10 protein-coding genes are annotated in these 18,974 nt (G+C 48.0%); 6 read left to right on the forward strand and 4 right to left on the reverse strand.

Features of this window, described 5'->3' with window-relative positions; translation table 11 throughout:
- A partial coding sequence (locus QUA99_RS13680) for an IS1 family transposase (protein WP_445251009.1) occupies positions 1-386 on the forward strand: 386 nt, incomplete at its 5' end.
- Positions 387-690: 304 nt separating this feature from the next.
- On the opposite strand, the gene QUA99_RS13685 is transcribed toward QUA99_RS13680, so the two are convergent.
- On the reverse strand, positions 691-2,364 hold the full coding sequence (locus QUA99_RS13685; protein WP_333237576.1) for a CHAT domain-containing protein: 1,674 nt from the start codon (positions 2,362-2,364) through the stop codon (positions 691-693).
- A gap of 1,673 nt (positions 2,365-4,037) precedes the next feature.
- Here QUA99_RS13685 and QUA99_RS13690 point away from each other — a divergent pair.
- A complete protein-coding gene (locus QUA99_RS13690; RefSeq protein WP_333460361.1) occupies positions 4,038-9,974 on the forward strand; it encodes a calcium-binding protein in 5,937 nt (1,978 codons plus the stop codon).
- A gap of 118 nt (positions 9,975-10,092) precedes the next feature.
- On the opposite strand, the gene phnE is transcribed toward QUA99_RS13690, so the two are convergent.
- The 3 genes from phnE to QUA99_RS13705 all read right to left on the reverse strand — a co-directional run bounded on the left by phnE (position 10,093) and on the right by QUA99_RS13705 (position 12,874).
- Positions 10,093-10,887, reverse strand: a complete 795-nt coding sequence (phnE, locus tag QUA99_RS13695) for a phosphonate ABC transporter, permease protein PhnE (protein ID WP_333237582.1) — start codon at positions 10,885-10,887, stop codon at positions 10,093-10,095.
- 115 nt (positions 10,888-11,002) lie between these two features.
- Entirely contained in the window at positions 11,003-11,743 is a 741-nt protein-coding gene (locus QUA99_RS13700; protein ID WP_333237585.1) for a phosphonate ABC transporter ATP-binding protein, read from the reverse strand.
- Positions 11,744-11,899: 156 nt separating this feature from the next.
- On the reverse strand, positions 11,900-12,874 hold the full coding sequence (locus tag QUA99_RS13705) for a phosphate/phosphite/phosphonate ABC transporter substrate-binding protein (RefSeq protein WP_333237587.1): 975 nt from the start codon (positions 12,872-12,874) through the stop codon (positions 11,900-11,902).
- A gap of 224 nt (positions 12,875-13,098) precedes the next feature.
- On the opposite strand from QUA99_RS13705, the gene QUA99_RS13710 reads away from it, so the two are divergent.
- The 4 genes from QUA99_RS13710 to QUA99_RS13725 all read left to right on the forward strand — a co-directional run bounded on the left by QUA99_RS13710 (position 13,099) and on the right by QUA99_RS13725 (position 18,543).
- Positions 13,099-14,064 carry a threo-3-hydroxy-L-aspartate ammonia-lyase gene (locus QUA99_RS13710; RefSeq protein WP_333237677.1) on the forward strand — a complete coding sequence of 322 codons (966 nt, stop codon included), beginning with the start codon at positions 13,099-13,101 and terminating at the stop codon, positions 14,062-14,064.
- Between the two features lie 119 nt (positions 14,065-14,183).
- Positions 14,184-17,411: a DUF499 domain-containing protein gene (locus QUA99_RS13715; protein ID WP_333237589.1), complete on the forward strand. Its 3,228-nt coding sequence runs from the start codon at positions 14,184-14,186 to the stop codon at positions 17,409-17,411.
- 315 nt (positions 17,412-17,726) lie between these two features.
- Complete coding sequence (locus tag QUA99_RS13720) at positions 17,727-18,155, forward strand: DUF7680 family protein (RefSeq protein ID WP_333237591.1); 429 nt, start codon at positions 17,727-17,729, stop codon at positions 18,153-18,155.
- A gap of 4 nt (positions 18,156-18,159) precedes the next feature.
- Complete coding sequence (locus QUA99_RS13725; RefSeq protein ID WP_333237593.1) at positions 18,160-18,543, forward strand: hypothetical protein; 384 nt, start codon at positions 18,160-18,162, stop codon at positions 18,541-18,543.
- Positions 18,544-18,974: the final 431 nt, after the last annotated feature.

Genomic DNA, 18,974 nt, shown 5'->3' on the forward strand with positions numbered 1-18,974 from the left:
TTCTAATGTCATATCACGCTATGGCAAACACTTCTCTAATCATAACGTACTCTGATCCTTTCCTTCAGGGCACTACCAGTAAATGGAACTGCTATTTTTATGTGACAGATGGCTGGAAAGTTTACCCAATTTTTGTTCCGGAGGGAGACCAAATTATTAGCAAAACTTATATGACAAGAGTTGAGGGTGAAAATACAAGACTCAGACATTACTTGGCTCGGCTAAAAAGAAAAACTCTTTGTTATTCTAAGTCGTCACAAATGCTAGGACATTCAATTAAATTACTAATTCATTATCTGAAATTTGGAGATATTCCAATTCCCCATCAAAATCCCAGAAATCATTTTCGGCTCCAATCTCGCATTTTTTCTCGTCTCATACCCTGATTCAGCAACGCCAATATAAAATATAAAATCTAAAATCTAAAATTAACTGACGAATACTGCATCAAGCAGTCTCGGACTTACTCTATCGACGAGAAACCCGGTTTCTTCCTAGACTTTTGGTTGCCCTGCTGCTTGTTTGGGGTAGAAAGCGGCTTGATGAGCGCAAGTCGGAGATTTGATCGAGCCGCATACTTTTGATAACTTTTCCAGCGGTAGCAGATCGCAAATTGCCAGCAAAAACTGCACCCCGTTTGGAGCCAGGGCAAGCGGATCTAAACTAAGCAGTCCGCGCAGGCGATCGCTTTTAGTGACGTTGTTGGATGTAATTTTGCGACAGCGGAGTCCGTACCGCCGGCAGTAACTCTTCCGGTTTCGTGCTTCGGTGGTGCGAGTAGCGCCATCCAAAAAAGCCAGCACTCAAAGCAACGGGCAACAAGCAAAGCATCAGGGCCACAGATTTTTTCAATCCCGGTTTTTTTAACGGTTTCTGAGTCCCTGCTGCGGTGCGATTTGCTTGGATCGCCGAACACTCAGGATTCGGTGAGTTCGATGAATTAGCACCGTCGGGTCGATCGTTCTGATGAACCCAATCCCTGCGATCTTTGAATTGGTCGGGAAAGTATTCCCAGACTTGGCCGTCAGAACTGTCTGACTTGTGAGATCGATTGGCGGGCATTGGCGGGTATTGGGCGATCGCCGAAAGCGAAGACGGTGCCTTCCATTCTGTACCCGCGACCGCCGGCTGCGTTCCCGACCCGATTATTTGCACCATAGAACCGGATGCCGCGCTGTGGGCTGGCGCGCCGGTCAGATAGCCGTCAAAGTCCGGGTGCTGGTAAAGAATAGGCAAAGCCCAGTATAACTGGTGAGAACCGTAGGCAGAAATTAGTCCGGCTCTGGCCCGGCTCAGGCTGAGATCGACTGGATAGCCTTGATTGAGGTTGCGGTAAAACAGCCGCGTCAGAGTCAGGGCTACATCGTCGGGGATGCTTTCTGCCATTGCTAGCACTGCCGGAATTCCCCGCTTGACTAAAGCTTCGGTTAAGTTGCGTTCCGGGCTGTCGTCCGCGAGGTCTGAGGGGTCGCCGTAGGCGCCGCGGCAGGAGTTGAACACGGCCATCTGAATACCGTTGTTAACGAGCAATCCAGCTAAGTCGTCGCCACTCAAGGTTTCGGTTAAGCCGGTGCGGCTGCTGACTAGGTAGAGTTCGCCACCTCTGGAACCTAAGTTGCTGTGACCTGCGTAGTGCAGGACTTGGTACTGTCCTTGTTCTAGGGCTTGGGTAAGCTGTTCTCGATCGGGCTGTTCGAGAATAGTCAGTTGAATTTCCGAGTGGGGGCTGTTTTTGAGGGGGTTAGCGGTGCGGTTTTGCAGTTCTTGTTGCAGGTGGAACACTTCTCGCTTGAGCTGCAAGCTGTCTCGATCGCCCGGAGAGGCGATCGCCATTAAAATTTTTAGCGGCCCGCTGCTGGGCAGTATCCGGGTTTGTTTGAACAAACTTGTACCTGGTTGGTAGCGGGAAAACACGACATCCGTGCCGGTTGCCAAAGGGCGATCGCCCGCGTGCAGAACTTCCCAGGGGAGCCGCGGCAAGCGCCGGCCTTTGAGTCCGAGCCGCAGTTGCAACACTTCTCGGCGGTGCTGGGCGATGCCTTGAGCGCAAGTCCAGCTATCGCGCAAGTTTCCTTGAAACAGCCCGCTGTATAATTGTTGCCCGAGGGCTACTAAATTCGGCGCACTGTTGTTTCCCGAACGGGAGAGGCCGCGACCGGCCAAACTGGTTCCCTGTAATACTTTTCCTTGGAGCAAGCCCACCAGCGGGTCGTTCATCAGTTGAGCAGACAGTGCCAGCCATTCGTCGATCGGCCAGCGGACTTGTTCTTCTGCTAGGGGTACACCGGGTGCAACCCTTTCTGTCCGCACTAGATATTCATCGTCCCCAACTGGGGTGACTGAGAGTTGAAATTCCTGGCTCACCGATTTAGCGCCCTCCCGCCTTAATTCTGAACTTGCCTGCGTTTTTGCCGCTAGCAATAGCGACCGGCAAACTAATTTTTACTCTTTCAATCAAAGTTTTTGAATGCGCTTCCCCCGATCGGGCGATTCCTGGGGTCAAATATATTTGTTCAAACACTTTGAGGCTATAAAACTTGTACTTTAATAACAGTTTATTAGTTTTGATTGCCCTGTGGCTCAGTGAAAGCCGAATTTTCTGCAATCTTGCTATCTTTAACATTTTGCACCTCTACCGCAGACCCCTTTAGATTCGTCGCGAACTTGAGTTTCTCATTGCTGAGTAAAGTTAAATTGGAGGCACTTTACCAGGCGGATCTCTAGTTCTTATTAAAATTACTTCGGCTCTCGCCAACCGGTTTCAGGGCAATATCGCAGGGAAAGTTGAGTATTTTATTTTTTTTGGCGATGGGTCGATCGGTCTTAACCGCTTATCCTGTACCACCAACCCCCCATGTGAAATCTTGATTTTGTGTCAATTAATGAATTGGTCAGCCCTGGGTACTCATCCGTAAGGTCTCCGCCCCGATCCGTAAGACCTCAGCGGCGATCGGTAATCGATAGTTGACCAGCGATAATTGCTAATAACTTATTGCTAATTTCCCGCTTTTATGATATGGAAAACTTTTAATTTAACTCTCTTAATCTAGTTAAAGTTAAGCAGCAAAAATAAACGTAAGCAGCCAAGAACTCTCAACAATACAACGGGAATCAAATTATTCCGGTACTCTCGAGCAACCATCATTTTTGGCATCTAGAGGATTACGCCTCATCAGGCCGGTTTCTCGGAGAATTATTGGATTTGGTAGCGAAGCTTCTACAAAGCAACTGGGTTTCGCAGCCTCGCCGTGGGCCATTCCGGCTCAAAATGCCGATCGAGCTTGCAACTGTTACCACAAACAACTCCTGCTTTTATTCCTGTTCGTTGCGAAATTTTACCATCTGTCTTGAGATAGGTGTTTGCATACTGTTTTTTTACTCTAAAAACATAATTTTCTCGGTTCGATCGGCTCGGTCGAAGCGAGAGAAAATTGTGCCACTGAAAATTAAAACAAATATTTGCCCGGGCGAACTATCTAAATTTCTAATTAATCATCAGGAACTAAAATTAGGAGGGTGCAGTCGTTTAGTAAAGAAATTCAAATCCTAAGTCAGGGAAGGATTTGTCAGACCTGGGAGTGTTACAAAAATTCAATGCACCCAGGCTCGCTCGCAAAAAAAGCAAGGGTAAAATTTTGGGGATAAAGGTTTTGGGGAGTTATTTGGGAGTTGTCAGTTGCGAGTTTAAATTCAGCTAATTCACTGTAGAAATTACGTATAACATCTACAAATCGGCGCAAATCGGCGCAGCTTACTGTAGAAATTACGGAGAACATCTCAAAAGATATGCGCTTGGGCGCAGCACTTACAGTGTATGTGGCGGAGCAATTAATTTGAGAGTGGAATTGCCGAAAATAAAACTCGCAACCGAGCGAAAAAAAACCTTGCAGTTTAAGTGGCATCTATAATAGTAAAGATCGGGACACCAGCTCCTAAAACAGGCGAAAGTATGAAGTTAGATTTTTTTTGTTCTGCTGTCTCCTGTTTGCTGATAAATTGATTGTAAGAAGCTTACCATTTTTTGGGAAATATCAACGATGGGCGAAGAAATGTTGGTAGAAAAAAATGTATCGGGAACACTTTTTTCCGATCGAGATGAAACAGAAAATTCTGACATGACTTTCAGCAACAACATCCCTGAAAATTCCGATGACGAGTTAAAGGAATTAATTAAGGTAGCGATCTCCGAAAACACAGGTAACGGGAAAGTTCCGGATCTGTCAAACGGCGCATCCGAAACAGGTGCTGCCGATAACAGCACAATTGCTGAATTTAAAGGCGTACCCGAAGAAGGTGCGGGCGACAAAGATGACGGTGACTTAGACAATGATGATGGCAACGGCCTCGACGATCGCCGCCGAACCGTCGTCGGTACCGATGACGATGACTTAATTGTCGCCACCGGCGAGCAGGATGATATATTCGGCAAGAAAGGCAAGGACAAAATCAAAGGAAACCGCGGCAAAAAAAATAAAATCTACGGCGGTAAAGATGACGATGATTGCGAGGGCGGCGATGACGACGACGAAATAAGAGGCGATCGTGGCAACGATACCGTCATGGGCGGCAAAGGCAAGGACACCCTTAACGGCGGTAAAGACAACGATACCGTGATGGGCGGCAGCGACGACGACATCTGCGAAGGCGATGACGGCGATGACTGGGTGCACGGCAACGAAGGAGATGATGAGGTTGACGGCGGCGCCGGCAGCGATAGCGTCTACGGCGGCAAAGGCGACGACGATTGCGAGGGCGGCGAAGGCAACGATACCGTCAGGGGCGACACAGGCAACGACAACGTTAGCGGTGGCGACGGCGACGACCAAGTTAACGGCGGCAAAGATAACGATACCGTGATCGGCGGTGCCGGCAGCGACAACTGTGCCGGGGACGACGGTGACGATACCGTCAGCGGCGGCGACGGCGACGATACCGTCAGCGGCGGTGCAGGCAGCGACAACTGTGTCGGCGACGACGGCGACGACAGCGTTAGCGGCGGCATTGGCGACGATACCGTCAGCGGCGGTGCAGGCAGCGACAACGTGACCGGCGACGACGGCGACGACAGCGTTAGCGGCGGCGACGACGACGATACGGTGATCGGCGGTGCTGGCAATGACAACTGTGCTGGCGACGACGGCGACGACAGCGTTAGCGGCGGCGACGGTGACGATACGGTGATGGGCGGTGGAGGCACCGATACCCTCGTTACTGGCAACGGCAATGACATGGCAGACGGTGGCGACGGCGACGACAGCGTGATGGGCGGTGGCGACGGCGACGATACGCTGATGGGCGGCGACGGCAACGATACGCTGATGGGCGGTACTGGCAACCATACCTGTGTCGGCGGTGCTGGAAATGACGTTTATGTCGTGAGTAACAGTACCTCTGGGGCAAGTGCAGTCATCACTGACTACACCGACGACAGCGACAAGTTTCTGCTGTTTGGCGACTTGAACTTTAGCAGCTTGACCTTTATACAAGTCGGTGTCAATACCGAAATTCGGGTCAATAACTTTGCGCTGGCGCTATTGTTGAATGTCAACGCAAGCATTCTCAATGCTGGCGACTTTTTGGGAGTTAATGTTTCGGGCAACAACAATGTTTCCACTCCAACTCCAACTCCAGGTTCGAGGGTGATTATTCCTCCGCCATTCAATCAAACTGTCTTTAATTTTTCTGGCAATACAGTTGCTCAAGTTATTGTCGGTTCCGCGACGCTGGCTAACGACATTACAGGCGGCGATGCGGGCGATGACATTACAGGCGGTAATGCCGCAGACACAATTAAAGGTGCCAAAGGCAAGGACACAATTAAAGGCGGCGAAGGCGATGACGATATCGACGGCGGCGATGACGATGACGAGATCGAAGGCGGTAAAGGCAAAAACAAAATAAAAGGAGGTTTAGGCAAGGACAAAATTAAAGGCGACGATGATGATGACGATATCGACGGTGGCGATGACGATGACGAGATCGACGCTGGTAAAGGTAAAAACAAAATAATTGGAGGCAAAGGCAAGGACAAAATTAAAGCCGGCGATGATGATGACGATATCGACGGCGGCGATGACGATGACGAGATCGAAGGCGGTAAAGGCAAAAACAAAATAAAAGGAGGCTTGGGCAAGGACAAAATTAAAGGCGGCGATGATGATGACGATATCGACGGCGGCGATGACGATGACGAGATCGACGGCGGTAAAGGCAAAAACAACATCATCGGCGGCAAAGGCAATGACAAATTAACCGGAAATGAGGGCGAGGACTCGCTCGAAGGTGGCGAAGGAACCAATACTCTAATTGGGGGTGCTGGAAGGGATCGCTTTATTTACCGCACTTCCCGCCAAGAGATTAAAACAGTTGCACAAGCTGACTTAATTACTGACTTTAATGTCGATGACGATCTTTTAGAGTTTTCAGCGGCAGCTTTTGCGAATCTCAGCGTTTCTAGCTTGACCCGACTGGTGATTACTGCTACTTCTGCTGTTGGGTCGATCGGCAGCGCTAATTTGCTCGACTTCACCGACGATATCAGCGTTACTAGCATCGCCACTTTGCAAGCGCGGTTTGCAGCTTTGGGCGGCAACCCAGACGCGCCTACTTTCTGTCAGTTTACAGATGCCGAGACAGGCCGTTCCGTCCTGGTATTTGGTTTTGGGACGCGCTTTGAAGTTGTGGCTAGTTTCTCGTTGAAAATTCGCCTGCAAGTCACTAACTTTGTCTTTACCGGCCCGCCACTAACTGTTCCTGTGGGTACTGCCGGCCCTGACAATGTGAATTTCAGCAATTCTCCGACCGCAGTCAATTTCGATGGTTTAGCAGGCGATGACAACATTGTCGGCAGCAATTTTAACGATACCCTCAAGGGCGGCGACGGCAACGATACCATCACCGGCAACCTCGGTGCCGATGTCCTAAGCGGTGGCACTGGTGCTGATCTCTTTGTTTACAGGACAACTAAAGAAGGCGGCGATCAAATTACCGACTTTAAGGCGGGAACTGATAAATTCCAGTTTGTAGCCAGCGAATTCGGCAATTTGACTACGACTAACTTTGACGGTGTTACCGGTTCAACTCCTGACATTACTGGCAAAGAGTTAGTGATTTTCACAGGCGGCAGTTATGCCTCTTTGGAAGCTGCACAAGCTAAGGCCCTGGGCAATTCTACAACTGCTGGTTTCTTCGCCTTTACGAATGCGTCGAACGAAACAGTGTTGTATTTTGACTCCAACGGTACCTCCATCGGTGGTTCTACCTTGATTGCGAACTTGGGTACGGCTGCTAGCAATCTGGGAACGGCGGACTTTGTATTTACAGATGCGATCGCATCTTCTCCCACTACCACTAACTTAGGCAGCATTGTCGATTTAACTGCTGCTGGCAACACTTTCCCGATCGCATCTAACAATTTCGGTTCAGGTGCTGGCGGTTACAACTTCACCACTCCTGTGTTGTTTACCGGCAATGACAGTGCTAACAGCGTCACCGGTACTGAATTTGCAGACATCATCAACGGTGGTGGCGGTGCAGACATTATCAACGGCGGCAGCGGTGCAGACATTATCAACGGCGGCAGCGGTGCAGATATTCTGACTGGCGGTGCTGGTGCGGATATCTTTGTTTACAAAGCAGCAGGCGAAGGCCCGGATACGATTACTGACTTTGCCTTTGGGGTTGACAAATTGCAGTTTAGCGCGAGCGCTTTTGGCAATTTGACTACGACCAACTTTGACGGTGTAAGCGGGGTTTCTCCTGACATTACTGGCAAAGAGTTAGTGATTTTCACAGGCGGAACCTATGCCACTGTGGAAGCTGCACAAGCTAAGGCCCTGGGCAATTCTACAACTGCTGGTTTCTTCGCCTTTACGAATGCGTCGAACGAAACAGTGCTGTATTTTGACTCGAACGGTACCGTAGCCGATGGTTCTACCTTGATTGCTAATTTGGGTACTGCTGCTGGAACTTTGGGAACGGCGGACTTTGTATTCACAGGTTCGGTCGCAACTTCTCCCGCAGGTACTTCTACTAATTCTGGTAGCGTTGCCGATTTAACTGCTGCTGGCAACACTTTCCCGATCGGATCTAACAATTTCGGTTCAGGTGCTGGCGGTTACAACTTCACCACTCCTGTGTTGTTTACTGGCAATGACAGTGCTAACAGCGTCACTGGTACTCAGTTTGCTGACATCCTCACTGGCGGTAGCGGTGCAGATATTCTCACAGGCGGTGCTGGTGCGGATATCTTTGTTTACAAAGCAGCAGGCGAAGGCCCGGATACGATTACTGACTTTGCCTTTGGGGTTGACAAATTGCAGTTTAGCGCGAGCGCTTTTGGCAATTTGACTACGACCAACTTTGACGGTGTAAGCGGGGTTTCTCCTGACATTACTGGCAAAGAGTTAGTGATTTTCACAGGCGGAACCTATGCCTCTTTGGAAGCTGCACAAGCTAAGGCCCTGGGCAATTCTACAACTGCTGGTTTCTTCGCCTTTACGAATGCGTCGAACGAAACAGTGCTGTATTTTGACTCGAACGGTACGACAGCGGGCGGTTCTACCTTGATTGCTAATTTGGGTACTGCTGCTGGAACTTTGGGAACGGCGGACTTTGTATTCACAGGTTCGATCGCATCTTCTGGGTCTGGTACTTCTACCAACTCAGGCAGCGTGGCCGATTTAACTGCTGCTGGGAACACTTTCCCGATCGCATTTAACAATTTCGGTTCAGGTGCTGGCGGTTACAACTTCACCACTCCTGTGTTGTTTACCGGAGATGCTGCTGCTAACAGCGTCACTGGTACTCAGTTTGCTGACATCCTCACTGGCGGTAGCGGTGCAGATATTCTGACTGGCGGTGCTGGTGCGGATGTCTTTGTTTACAAAGCAGCAGGCGAAGGCCCGGATACGATTACTGACTTTGCCTTTGGGGTTGACAAATTGCAGTTTAGCGCGAGCGCTTTTGGCAATTTGACTACGACCAACTTTGACGGTGTAAGCGGGGTTTCTCCTGACATTACTGGCAAAGAGTTAGTGATTTTCACAGGCGGAACCTATGCCACTGTGGAAGCTGCACAAGCTAAAGCCCTGGGCAATTCTACAACTGCTGGTTTCTTCGCCTTTACGAATGCGTCGAACGAAACTGTGTTGTATTTTGACTCGAACGGTACGACAGCGGGCGGTTCTACCTTGATTGCTAATTTGGGTAATGCTGCTAGCAATCTGGGAACGGCGGACTTTGTATTCACAGGTACGATCGCAGCTTCTGCGGCTGGTACTTCTACTAATACTGGTAGCGTTGCCGATTTAACGGCTGCTGGGAACACTTTCCCCGTAGCCTTTAACAATTTCGGTTCAGGTGCCGGCGGTTACAACTTCACCACTCCTGTCTTGTTTATCGGAGATGCGGCTGATAACAACGTCACTGGTACTGAGTTTGCTGACATCTTCAGCGGCGGATTGGGTGTTGATCTTTTCAACGGCGGTGCAGGTAACGACAGCATCTCCGGTGGCGCTGGTAACGACAGTCTCTTCGGCAACGCGGGTAGCGATACTCTCAACGGTGACGAGGGGAATGACACTTTAATCGGTGGTTTGGGAACCAATGTTCTCAACGGTGGTGCTGGTGCGGATCAGTTTACGTTCCTCGGAACTACTGCTGGCGGCGGGGATGTAATTACCGATTACAGCATTGCTGACGATCAAATTAGCATCTCCAACACTGGCTTTAAAATCGGAACCGGAGCTGCATTTGTGACTGCGAGTTTCTACGCTTACAGCAGCACAGTGTCTGATGTAACTGTGTTTGAAGCAACTTTAACCCAGCCGTCGTTCATTGCTCTCTACGACGGTTTGTCTACTAAACTGTATTACGATAGCAACGGTTCTACGGTTGGCGGTAACAGTTTGTTTGCAACTGTCAATAATGTCGATTTAGGAATTTCCGGTAGTTCTGAATTGTTCTTGTTCTAAACGGCAAGAATCCTAATCGGGATATCGGCGGTACGGGGGACAGGGCATAGCCCTGTCCCTACAAAACAAAACAAGGACAGGGCTATACCCTGTCCTTGTTTTGTTTCTAAACCTGTCCTTATTTTGTTTCTAGCCGCTGCCGCCATTTGCTGCTAATAACATCTATCACTGTGACTACAACTAACAGCACTAACATCATGGTTGTTGCCTTATTGTATTCAAAAGACCTGATATAATTGACCAATTCAAAGCCAATTCCACCTGCGCCGACCACTCCCAACACCGAAGCCGCCCGAATGTTATACTCAAACATCCACAGCGTATAACCCAATGCTAGCGGCAATACTTGCGGGAAAATGCCGTATTGGGCAACTTGCAGCCAAGATGCACCTACGACTTTTAAAGATTCGACCGATCGCGCTTCTACTGATTCGATCGCCTCCTGATAAAATTTAGCCAGATAGCCGATCGTATAAATTGCCAGGGCTAAAGTACCCGCCGGCGCGCCCAAACCCGTCGCCGATACAAACAGCAACCCCAGCACAATTGAAGGAACAGAACGCACCGCATTTTGCACCAAATTTGCCAGCCATTGCAGCCACCTTGGTGCTATGTTGTGGGCGCTGCAAATAGCAACTGGCACGGAAATAACTGCCCCGATTGTCGTTCCCCAAAGCGACATTTGAACTGTCTCGATCAAAGCTTTAATTGCTACGTCAATAATTTCGAGATTCGGCGGCCACAAGCGCGAGATAAAATCGGTCATGTAAGGCCAACTGCCGGCCAGGGTTGCTGCATCAATTTCTAGTCCTCGCAGGGCCCAACCGTAAATTACAATTAAGCCTGCTGCTATACCCAGATTTTTGATCCAGCCGTAGTTTTTTGAGAAATTATCTAATTTTTTTTCGGTCATCTGCGTTTATTTTGAGATTTAGGTACAGCGATTTTTTTTGTTTGGTGAAGGGGCTTTTTTTAATGAACCGCAGAGGGCGCAGAGGGCACAGAGGAAGAGTGGAGAAGAGAGGAGTTCACACTTCTACTTTGGGAGGTGTTAATTTGCTAAATTTGTCGGAGAGGTTGTGGCATTTGCCATCATAAACTATCTGACCGGCATCGAGGACGATCGCCCTTTCTGGATAAGTGCTGGCCATTCCTAAATCGTGCAATACTACAACTACTGTCATTCCTTGTTCTCGGTGCAGTTGAGCGAGGATTTCGATTACTTGCTGGGCTGCGATTACGTCTAATCCGGCAGTGGGTTCGTCAGCTAATAAAATTTGAGGAGATTGGATTAAAGCGCGGGCGATGGCGACTTTTTGCTGCTGTCCGCCGCTGAGCTGTCCGGTTTTTTGATAGGCTAGGTCTTTGAGTCCGAAATTTGCCAGCAATTCAAAAGCTCGATCGCGCTGTTTCTTCGGAAAACCCCACAGCGTCTCCCAAGTATTCAAACCTCCCAAGCAACCGCACAGCACGTTGTCGATCGCGGGTAGCTGTTTTACCAACCCGCCGCCTTGAAAAATTAAGCCGATATCGCGCCGAATTCGCCTCAACGTGCGCGGAGTGATGAGTGTATCGTTAATCCGAATTTCTCCGGTTTTGACGGGAATTAACCCGACAAAAGAACGCAAAAGCGTGGATTTTCCCGCACCGTTCAAACCCAGCAGCGCCACAAATTCGCCTTGTTTAATTTTGCAATCAATTCCATTCAAAATCGGGCGATTTAGCGATGGTGAATAAGCTGTTTCTAATTGGTTGCATTCGATAGTCATGGCGAATATTTATGAACAAATTTGGTTGGTAATTAATTTAATGAACCAGATGGCTGGTTGGAGATTTATATTGCGGTAGGGACACGGCACTGCCGTGTCCCTACGAATTTTAGGTGCAATCTATACGTAACTGTAATTTGCAGAATTGCTATCAGATTACGGTTCGAGTTTGGCGCGCTGCAAAGCTTGGCGCAATGTTGCTAAATGGCTGGTGTGATCGACTTTCACCAAGCGCTGGGAATTGTACAAACTGCGGAACAATTGATTGTTTGCAGGTTCGTTCAGTTTCATGAAAGCATTAACCAGCTTTTCCCGCATGGGTGCAGGAACGCTATCGTCAATCACAATTCCGTGGGCTGGAACTCCGGAGACTTTTTGCAGCACTCGCAACTGCTTGCCTTCTGCTGCTGTAATCCAAGGCGGCAGCAAAGCGTATTCCGAGACGGTTGCGACTTCTGCTTGACCTTTTAAAACTGCTTGCAAAGCGCTGCTGTAACCGTCGCCGTAGGTGACATTTCCGAAGAACGTTTCCAGTCTATCCGGCCCTGAAACTAATCCTTGACCGACCAATTCTCCAACTGGGAAAATAAATCCCGAACCGGAAGTTCGAGATGTAAAAGCCATTTTTTTGCCTTTTAATTGTTCGAGAGTTTGCTTTGCCGAACCTTTCGGGCGTAGGGGACTGTCTTGGCGCACTACAAACACTGAATCGTAGGTATTTCCGCCGGAATAATCGCTGCGAACTTCGGCTAAATACATCCGCGCTTTGGCTAATTGTTCTGCTTTTAATGCCGCGCGGCCTGCTACAAATGCCACATCTGCTCTGTCCGCTCTCAAAGCTTCTACAGCGGCGGTTTCGTCGCCGATGACTGCTTCTACGGGCATTCCGATTTGTTTGGAAAGTATTTGCGCTACTTGATTGGCTTTATTTTGCAAATCTGTAGCATCTCTGCGGTTGGCAAATACGATTCTAATGCGATTTATAGGAGCTTGTGCTCTCAAATCTCGATCGCCCTTCGGGGTTGTCTCGGCGATCTGCCGTTGTCCCAGTCCGATTGCATTCGCCGTCAAACCCGCTAGCAGCAGGAATCCCGCGCTAGCACCTGCTACCACTTTTAACTTTAAATTCATTAATCGCTCTCCTATGGAAGTACAAACGCAACTTTACTTTTTGATAGTAAGTTGCAATAAGTTTGATTTTAGTCTAAAGCTTTTTGAACAATTAAGCGCCACAGCTAATGATAAGAATTTTTAATAGTAATATAATAAAAACTTATAATCTAAGGGTAGGAGTGAAGCGGGCAATGCCCACCCTACAAATAGAGTCCTCGATCGTCCCCATCTATCTAAAATCTATGAGTGCCCACTTCTGTGCCCAAAATCCCTTGCAAGTCTGTTTCGCCGATGTGGAGGCGGCGGCAAAGCGCTTGCATGGCAAAGCTTTCAAGACGCCGGTGCTGACTTCGGAAACTTTCAACAAACAGACGAATTCTCAGGTATTTTTCAAGTGCGAAAACTTTCAGCGGACGGGTTCGTTTAAATTTCGGGGTGCTTGCAATGCTTTGATGCAGCTATCTGAAGCCGAAAAACACCGGGGAGTGCTGACTTTTTCTTCGGGAAATCACGCGCAGGCGATCGCCCTGGCGGGACAGTTGTTGGGAATTTCTACTACTGTGGTGATGCCGGCAGATGCGCCAAAAGTCAAGCAAGAGGCGACTCGCGGCTACGGTGCAGAGATTATTTTGTACGATCGCACTCAAGTTTCCCGGGAAGAGCTCACCGCCAAAATTGCCGAGGAACGACACTTGACAATAATTCCTCCTTATGAAGATGCGTGGGTGATTGCGGGACAAGGTACGGCGGCGCTGGAATTAATCGCAGAAGTTGGGAAGTTGGATTTGCTGTTAGTTTGTTGCGGTGGCGGGGGTTTGCTGTCGGGATGCGCGATCGCGGCAAAAACTTTGTCTCCGCAGTGTAAAGTAATAGGAGTAGAACCGGAACAAGCAGACGATGCGGCGCGATCGTTCCGCACAAAAACGCTGCAAACTGTTACTAACCCGGATACGATTGCTGACGGTGCGCGCACGCCATCTTTGGGGAAATTAACCTTTCCTTTGGTGCTGCATTATGTGGACGATATGGCAACTGTTTCTGAAGACGCAATTCGCCAGACAATGTTTTTTATGTGGGAACGCATGAAGATAGTTGTGGAACCGACGGGAGTGCTGGGGGCGGCGGCTTTGCTTTCAGGTGTTGTGAAAGCGGAAAATGCGAGAGTTGGGGTAATTGTCAGCGGGGGAAATGTCGATTTTAGTCATTAGTTATTGGATATCGGAATGATTTAACCGCAGAGAACGCAGAGAACACAGAGGGAGATAAGAGAGAGATGAATAATTCCGATGAAGTGCGGAATTGATATTATTAGTTAAGGAGCTTTGAGATGCTGCCATTAATCTTTGATACCTGCGTGCCCAGAGATGAGATTTTATCGGGAGATTTGTCTCTAGATTTATTTGCAGCAAAATTGCGGCTGGTAGTCGAAGGAAATGCACCTCAAGTTTATCAAGATGCTAATAAATTCTTTGCCAATACCTTCGCAACTGATGGCCTCAAAACCCTAATCCGGGAAGTTTTCAGCCGCTTGATGAAGCAAAGCGCCGGGGCTGGGGTGGTTCGTTTGGAAACGAGTTTTGGGGGCGGCAAAACTCACGATGAAATTGCACTCTGGCATATCTGCAAGCAAGGGCGACAAATTCACGGGTTGGAACGCTTTACAGATATTAGCGTGATTCCCGATCGCCCTTTACAAGTTGCAGCGATCGACGGTCGAGATTTAGACCCAGAACAAGGAGTTTATCACTCGGACAGCGGCTTGACAACCTACACTCTGTGGGGCGAAATTGCTTACCAAATTGGCGGGATTTCAGGCTATCAGTTACTGCAAGGCAGCGATAAAAGCGGTGTCAGCCCCGGTACTTCGGTGTTAGAACGGTTGACGGGGGGACAGCCGACTGTGATTATTTTAGATGAAATTGCGCGGTATTTGCGATCGGCAAAAGCGAAACAAATTGGCAGAAGCGATTTAGCCAAACAAGTGGTAGCTTTTCTATTTTCCCTGATGGATTTGGCGGCAGCGTGCGATAATTTAGTATTGGTTTATTCCCTCGCCTCGACAGCAGATTCTTTTGCGGAAGAAACGGCAGAATTGCAAGAAACGATGCGCGCTTCTGCAAGACAAGAACGGGTTTTGAGCCCTTCTACAGATATCGAAATTTACAACATCGTCAAACAGCGCGTGTTTGCCAAAGTTAGCGAGGAAGCGGCGCAAAAAGCGGCATCGGAATATTTGGCGGCTTATCGGAATTGCCGGGTTAATTTGCCCGATGGGTGCAAAGATGCGTCATACTCAGAAGCGATCGCCCAAAGTTATCCGTTTCACCCGGAATTGTTCAATATTCTTACTAAAAAAATTGCTTCTATTCCCGAATTCCAGAAGACGCGGGGGGCTTTGCGATTGTTCGCGCAAGTGGTGCGGCATTTGTGGGAAAATCGCGATGGTTGGGTGCCGATGATTCACACGCATCATATTCCGGTGGGGATGGATGCCGAAATTACTAACGATCTGACTTCTCGGTTGCAGCGATCGCCCCTGCGGAATGCGATCGGCGCTGATATCTACAATCCCGATGGTAGGCCGGCTTACGCACAATTGCAAGATGGGGAATGGATAGCAGCCGGAAAACCGCCGTTTTCTACTTGGGTAGCCCGATCGATCTTTCTGCATTCTTTGACTCAGGGAAATTCTTCGGGAATTCGGCTGGCTGAGTTGAATTTGTCGCTGCTGACTCCGGGGGTTGACAGCGGTTTTGTCGATCGCGTTTTGGAAAGACTAACTAAGGTAGCCTGGTATTTAGACTTCGATCCGATCGCATCTTTAGCCCGGTTTAAAGAAGAACCTTCGATTAATAAAATCATTACCGAAGAGAAAGAACAAGTCGCTATATTGGCGGCGAAAGAAGATTTGCGGATTCGCCGGGATAGTATTTTTGCCAAAAAATTCTTTACCTTAGTTTCTAATATCGACAGTCCCGGAAATGTAGACGACAACCCGGATGATGTGGCGCTGTGCGCGATCGACTTTGACGATGCCGCGGTGAATGCTTCTACTGACGCAGCGCCGGAATTAATCGAGAGAATTTTCAACAATAGCGGCGAATCGGGGAAGTTTCGTACCTACCGCAATCGGTTGTTATTTTTGGTGGCAAATCGGCGAGAATTAGAAAGGGCGATCGACAATACCAGAGAATACAAAGCAATTCAAAATATTCTCAAGAGTCAGAACCGGATGGAAGATTTATCGGGAAGCCAGCAAAAGGAATTGAAGGAACGGGAAGGCAGGAAAGATATGGATGTGAGAGTATCTTTGACTAATGCTTACCGCCATTTATTTTATCCGTCAAATGACCAAGTAAAAGCACCGAAAGGATTGATGCACTACACTCTTTCCGCGCAGGATGCGAGTATGGTGAAAGGCAAAAATAACCAGCAAGATGTGATTCTCAAAGCCCTCAAAGATTGCGGCAAGATTCGCGCTGAAGAAGCTAAACCTTTCGCCCCGGCTTTTATCTTGCAAAAAGTTTGGCCTGCGGGGTTGGATAGTTGGACGACGAAGGCGCTGCGCGATGCTTTTGCTAAGGATTTGAGTTTGAATATTCTCCTCGATGCGGAAGTTTCGATGCTGCGGGACACGGTTCGCGAAGGTTTGAAAATGGGCAATTGGGATATGAAAGTCGGGGAGAGACTGTTTATCAAAACTGATGATAGCGTGTTGGCGCTGCCGGAGACGATCGAATTTAGCGATCGCGCCTCCCTCTACAGACGCGGCATTCTCGAACCTCCAGCGCCCAAAGAAGTGGAACTCAGCGCCCAATTGATGCCCAGTACAGAAGCGGCAAAACCCGTGCGTGTCAGGTGGAAAGCCAAAGGAGCACTGACGGTTAGTTTGTATCAAGATAATATTTTAGTGCCGGGAAATTTCCGCCCTTCCGATGAGTGTGAAATCACCGTTGTTAATAACACTATTTTTCGTGTGGTGGCCGATTATGGTAACGGGGAAACAGCAGAAAAAGCAGCCAATGTCAATCTAAATCTTCAAGTTTCTAGCGCGCGAGATGGTAGCAATTCTGCTTATGTTGTGGAAGGGCTACAGGGGACTTTGTGGGAGGCGAAACCGCAGATTATCGAAAGTGACGGCACGATTAATAAGGTGTTTGCGGAATTGGGCGATCGCATTAGCGACTACAAAGTGCAAGGCATCGAAGTGCTAGAATTGTCTGTGAATCAAGTCATGGATTATCGCAAATTAGGAACAGCAATTGCCCTATTGCAGCGGTGGCAACCGCAAATCGACCAAACCGCAACCATTCAAACCAGCGACCAATTTGTGCGGCTGGAATATCAAGGGGCATTTCGGGGATTTCAGAGCTTTTTCTCGACTATCAACAGTTTGTTGAACAGCCCCGACGCGCAAGGAGATGTTAGTTTGAAAATCAGCTTAGAATTCAAGCCAGCTTTGTCAGCAAGTGCCTCGGATATTAGCAGTATAAAACAAACGCTAGAACGCAATCCAGTCGAGCGTTTAAATTTAATGGCAAGGGTAGTATATTGAAATCTAGGGGCGGGTTCACCTACAATAATTGCCCCAAATTCACAATCTCAAAAACCCGCCCCCGCCCCACGGTAAATCGCAATCTACCTCTTTTAACATACCAGCACAATACAATTGTCGGGGCGGGTTTTTGAGATGGTTGGTTGATTCCGATTATCGTTGGTGAGGGGAGCCCCTACAGGAATCGCGATCGGACATGATAGGATGTGTAGATAAATAATTGTATAATAATTGAAATGTAGGGGCGGGTTCGCGACAATAATTGGCAAAAATTAACAATCTCAAAAACCCGCCCCCTCCCCACGCTAAATCCTTATGCAAGAATTTCAATTACGAGTTTTACCTTTAGAAAATAACAACTTCGCATTAGAACTCTACCAATGCGCTTACAAAAAAGCGGGTGAAAAAAAGCGTCCAGCAGCCAAAAAATTGGGGCGACTTAAAGGCAATGCGCTGGTTTTGGCGAGACAAAAAATTTATGCCACTCTCAAAGCGAATAATTACGATCCGAAAACTTTATCTCAGCAGCGACAAACGCCTTATATTTTATCAGAAGAATCTGGCGTAAGTTTGGCGATTTTATTTCAATCGCTGCAACCGCTATCGAAAACCGAACGAATTGCTAATATTGCAGAAGGGATTATGGCTATGAGTAATGAAGAAGCACATTATTGGTTTGGTAAAATTGCCAATGGCAATCGTTCAAATGCTTTGAAAGCTTTGCGAATTTTATTGGGAGATTAATTTGATGAAAGTAGCTGATTTGTCAAACGAAACTTTAGCCAAGATTAAAACTGTGCGGTGGGATCGAATTATTGAGAAGCATGAAGGGCCGTTTAGATGGGAGTCTGAGTTTAGATACCGCGAACCGGAATTTATCGAAATTGAGGGGCGGTGGGTGTTATTGCCCGTTGAAGCATCCCGTCACCAAAATATCACGATTTTGCGGACGATTTGGAGTGCGGATGGCAATTCGCTGACTCTGTTTCTTAAGGATACAACTTTTGACGATGATATGTTTGTATCGGGATATATGGCTGTGTGCGATCGCCCAAAAGGACAAGAGTTTTTCTTAGCAGTATTGTACCACGAATGGTTTATTATTGAAAAGACCGAGGTATTTGAAGATTAAAGCAGACTTCAGGATTGAGAATACATGAATTATAATTCATAATCAATATTCTGACTCCTGACAACAAATCTTCTATTGTCCGACAGTTCGATTGTTCGTCATTCCGACAGTCCGTCAGGGGTTGAAACCCCTGCCTCATAGCTAAAGTCGTCTAAAGACGACTAATATTAAATCCCGCTTTAATACAGGATCTATTTTTTATAAAAGCTATCGTAACTCCTGCCATTACGAAGTATAACAACAATGACATACTTATATAAACGCACCCAAATTTGATATAATTAGTTCTTCAGTCGTCTTCAGACGACTTCCGCTATGAGACAGGGGTTTCAACCCCTGGCGGACTGTCTAGCGAAAAATCCGACTATCGAATCATCCGACTGTCGGACTGCGGGAATCTCGAACAGTCTCATTAAATTAACACCAAAAAA

This window comes from Microcoleus sp. F10-B2 (assembly GCF_036704965.1).
GTDB lineage: Bacteria > Cyanobacteriota > Cyanobacteriia > Cyanobacteriales > Microcoleaceae > Microcoleus.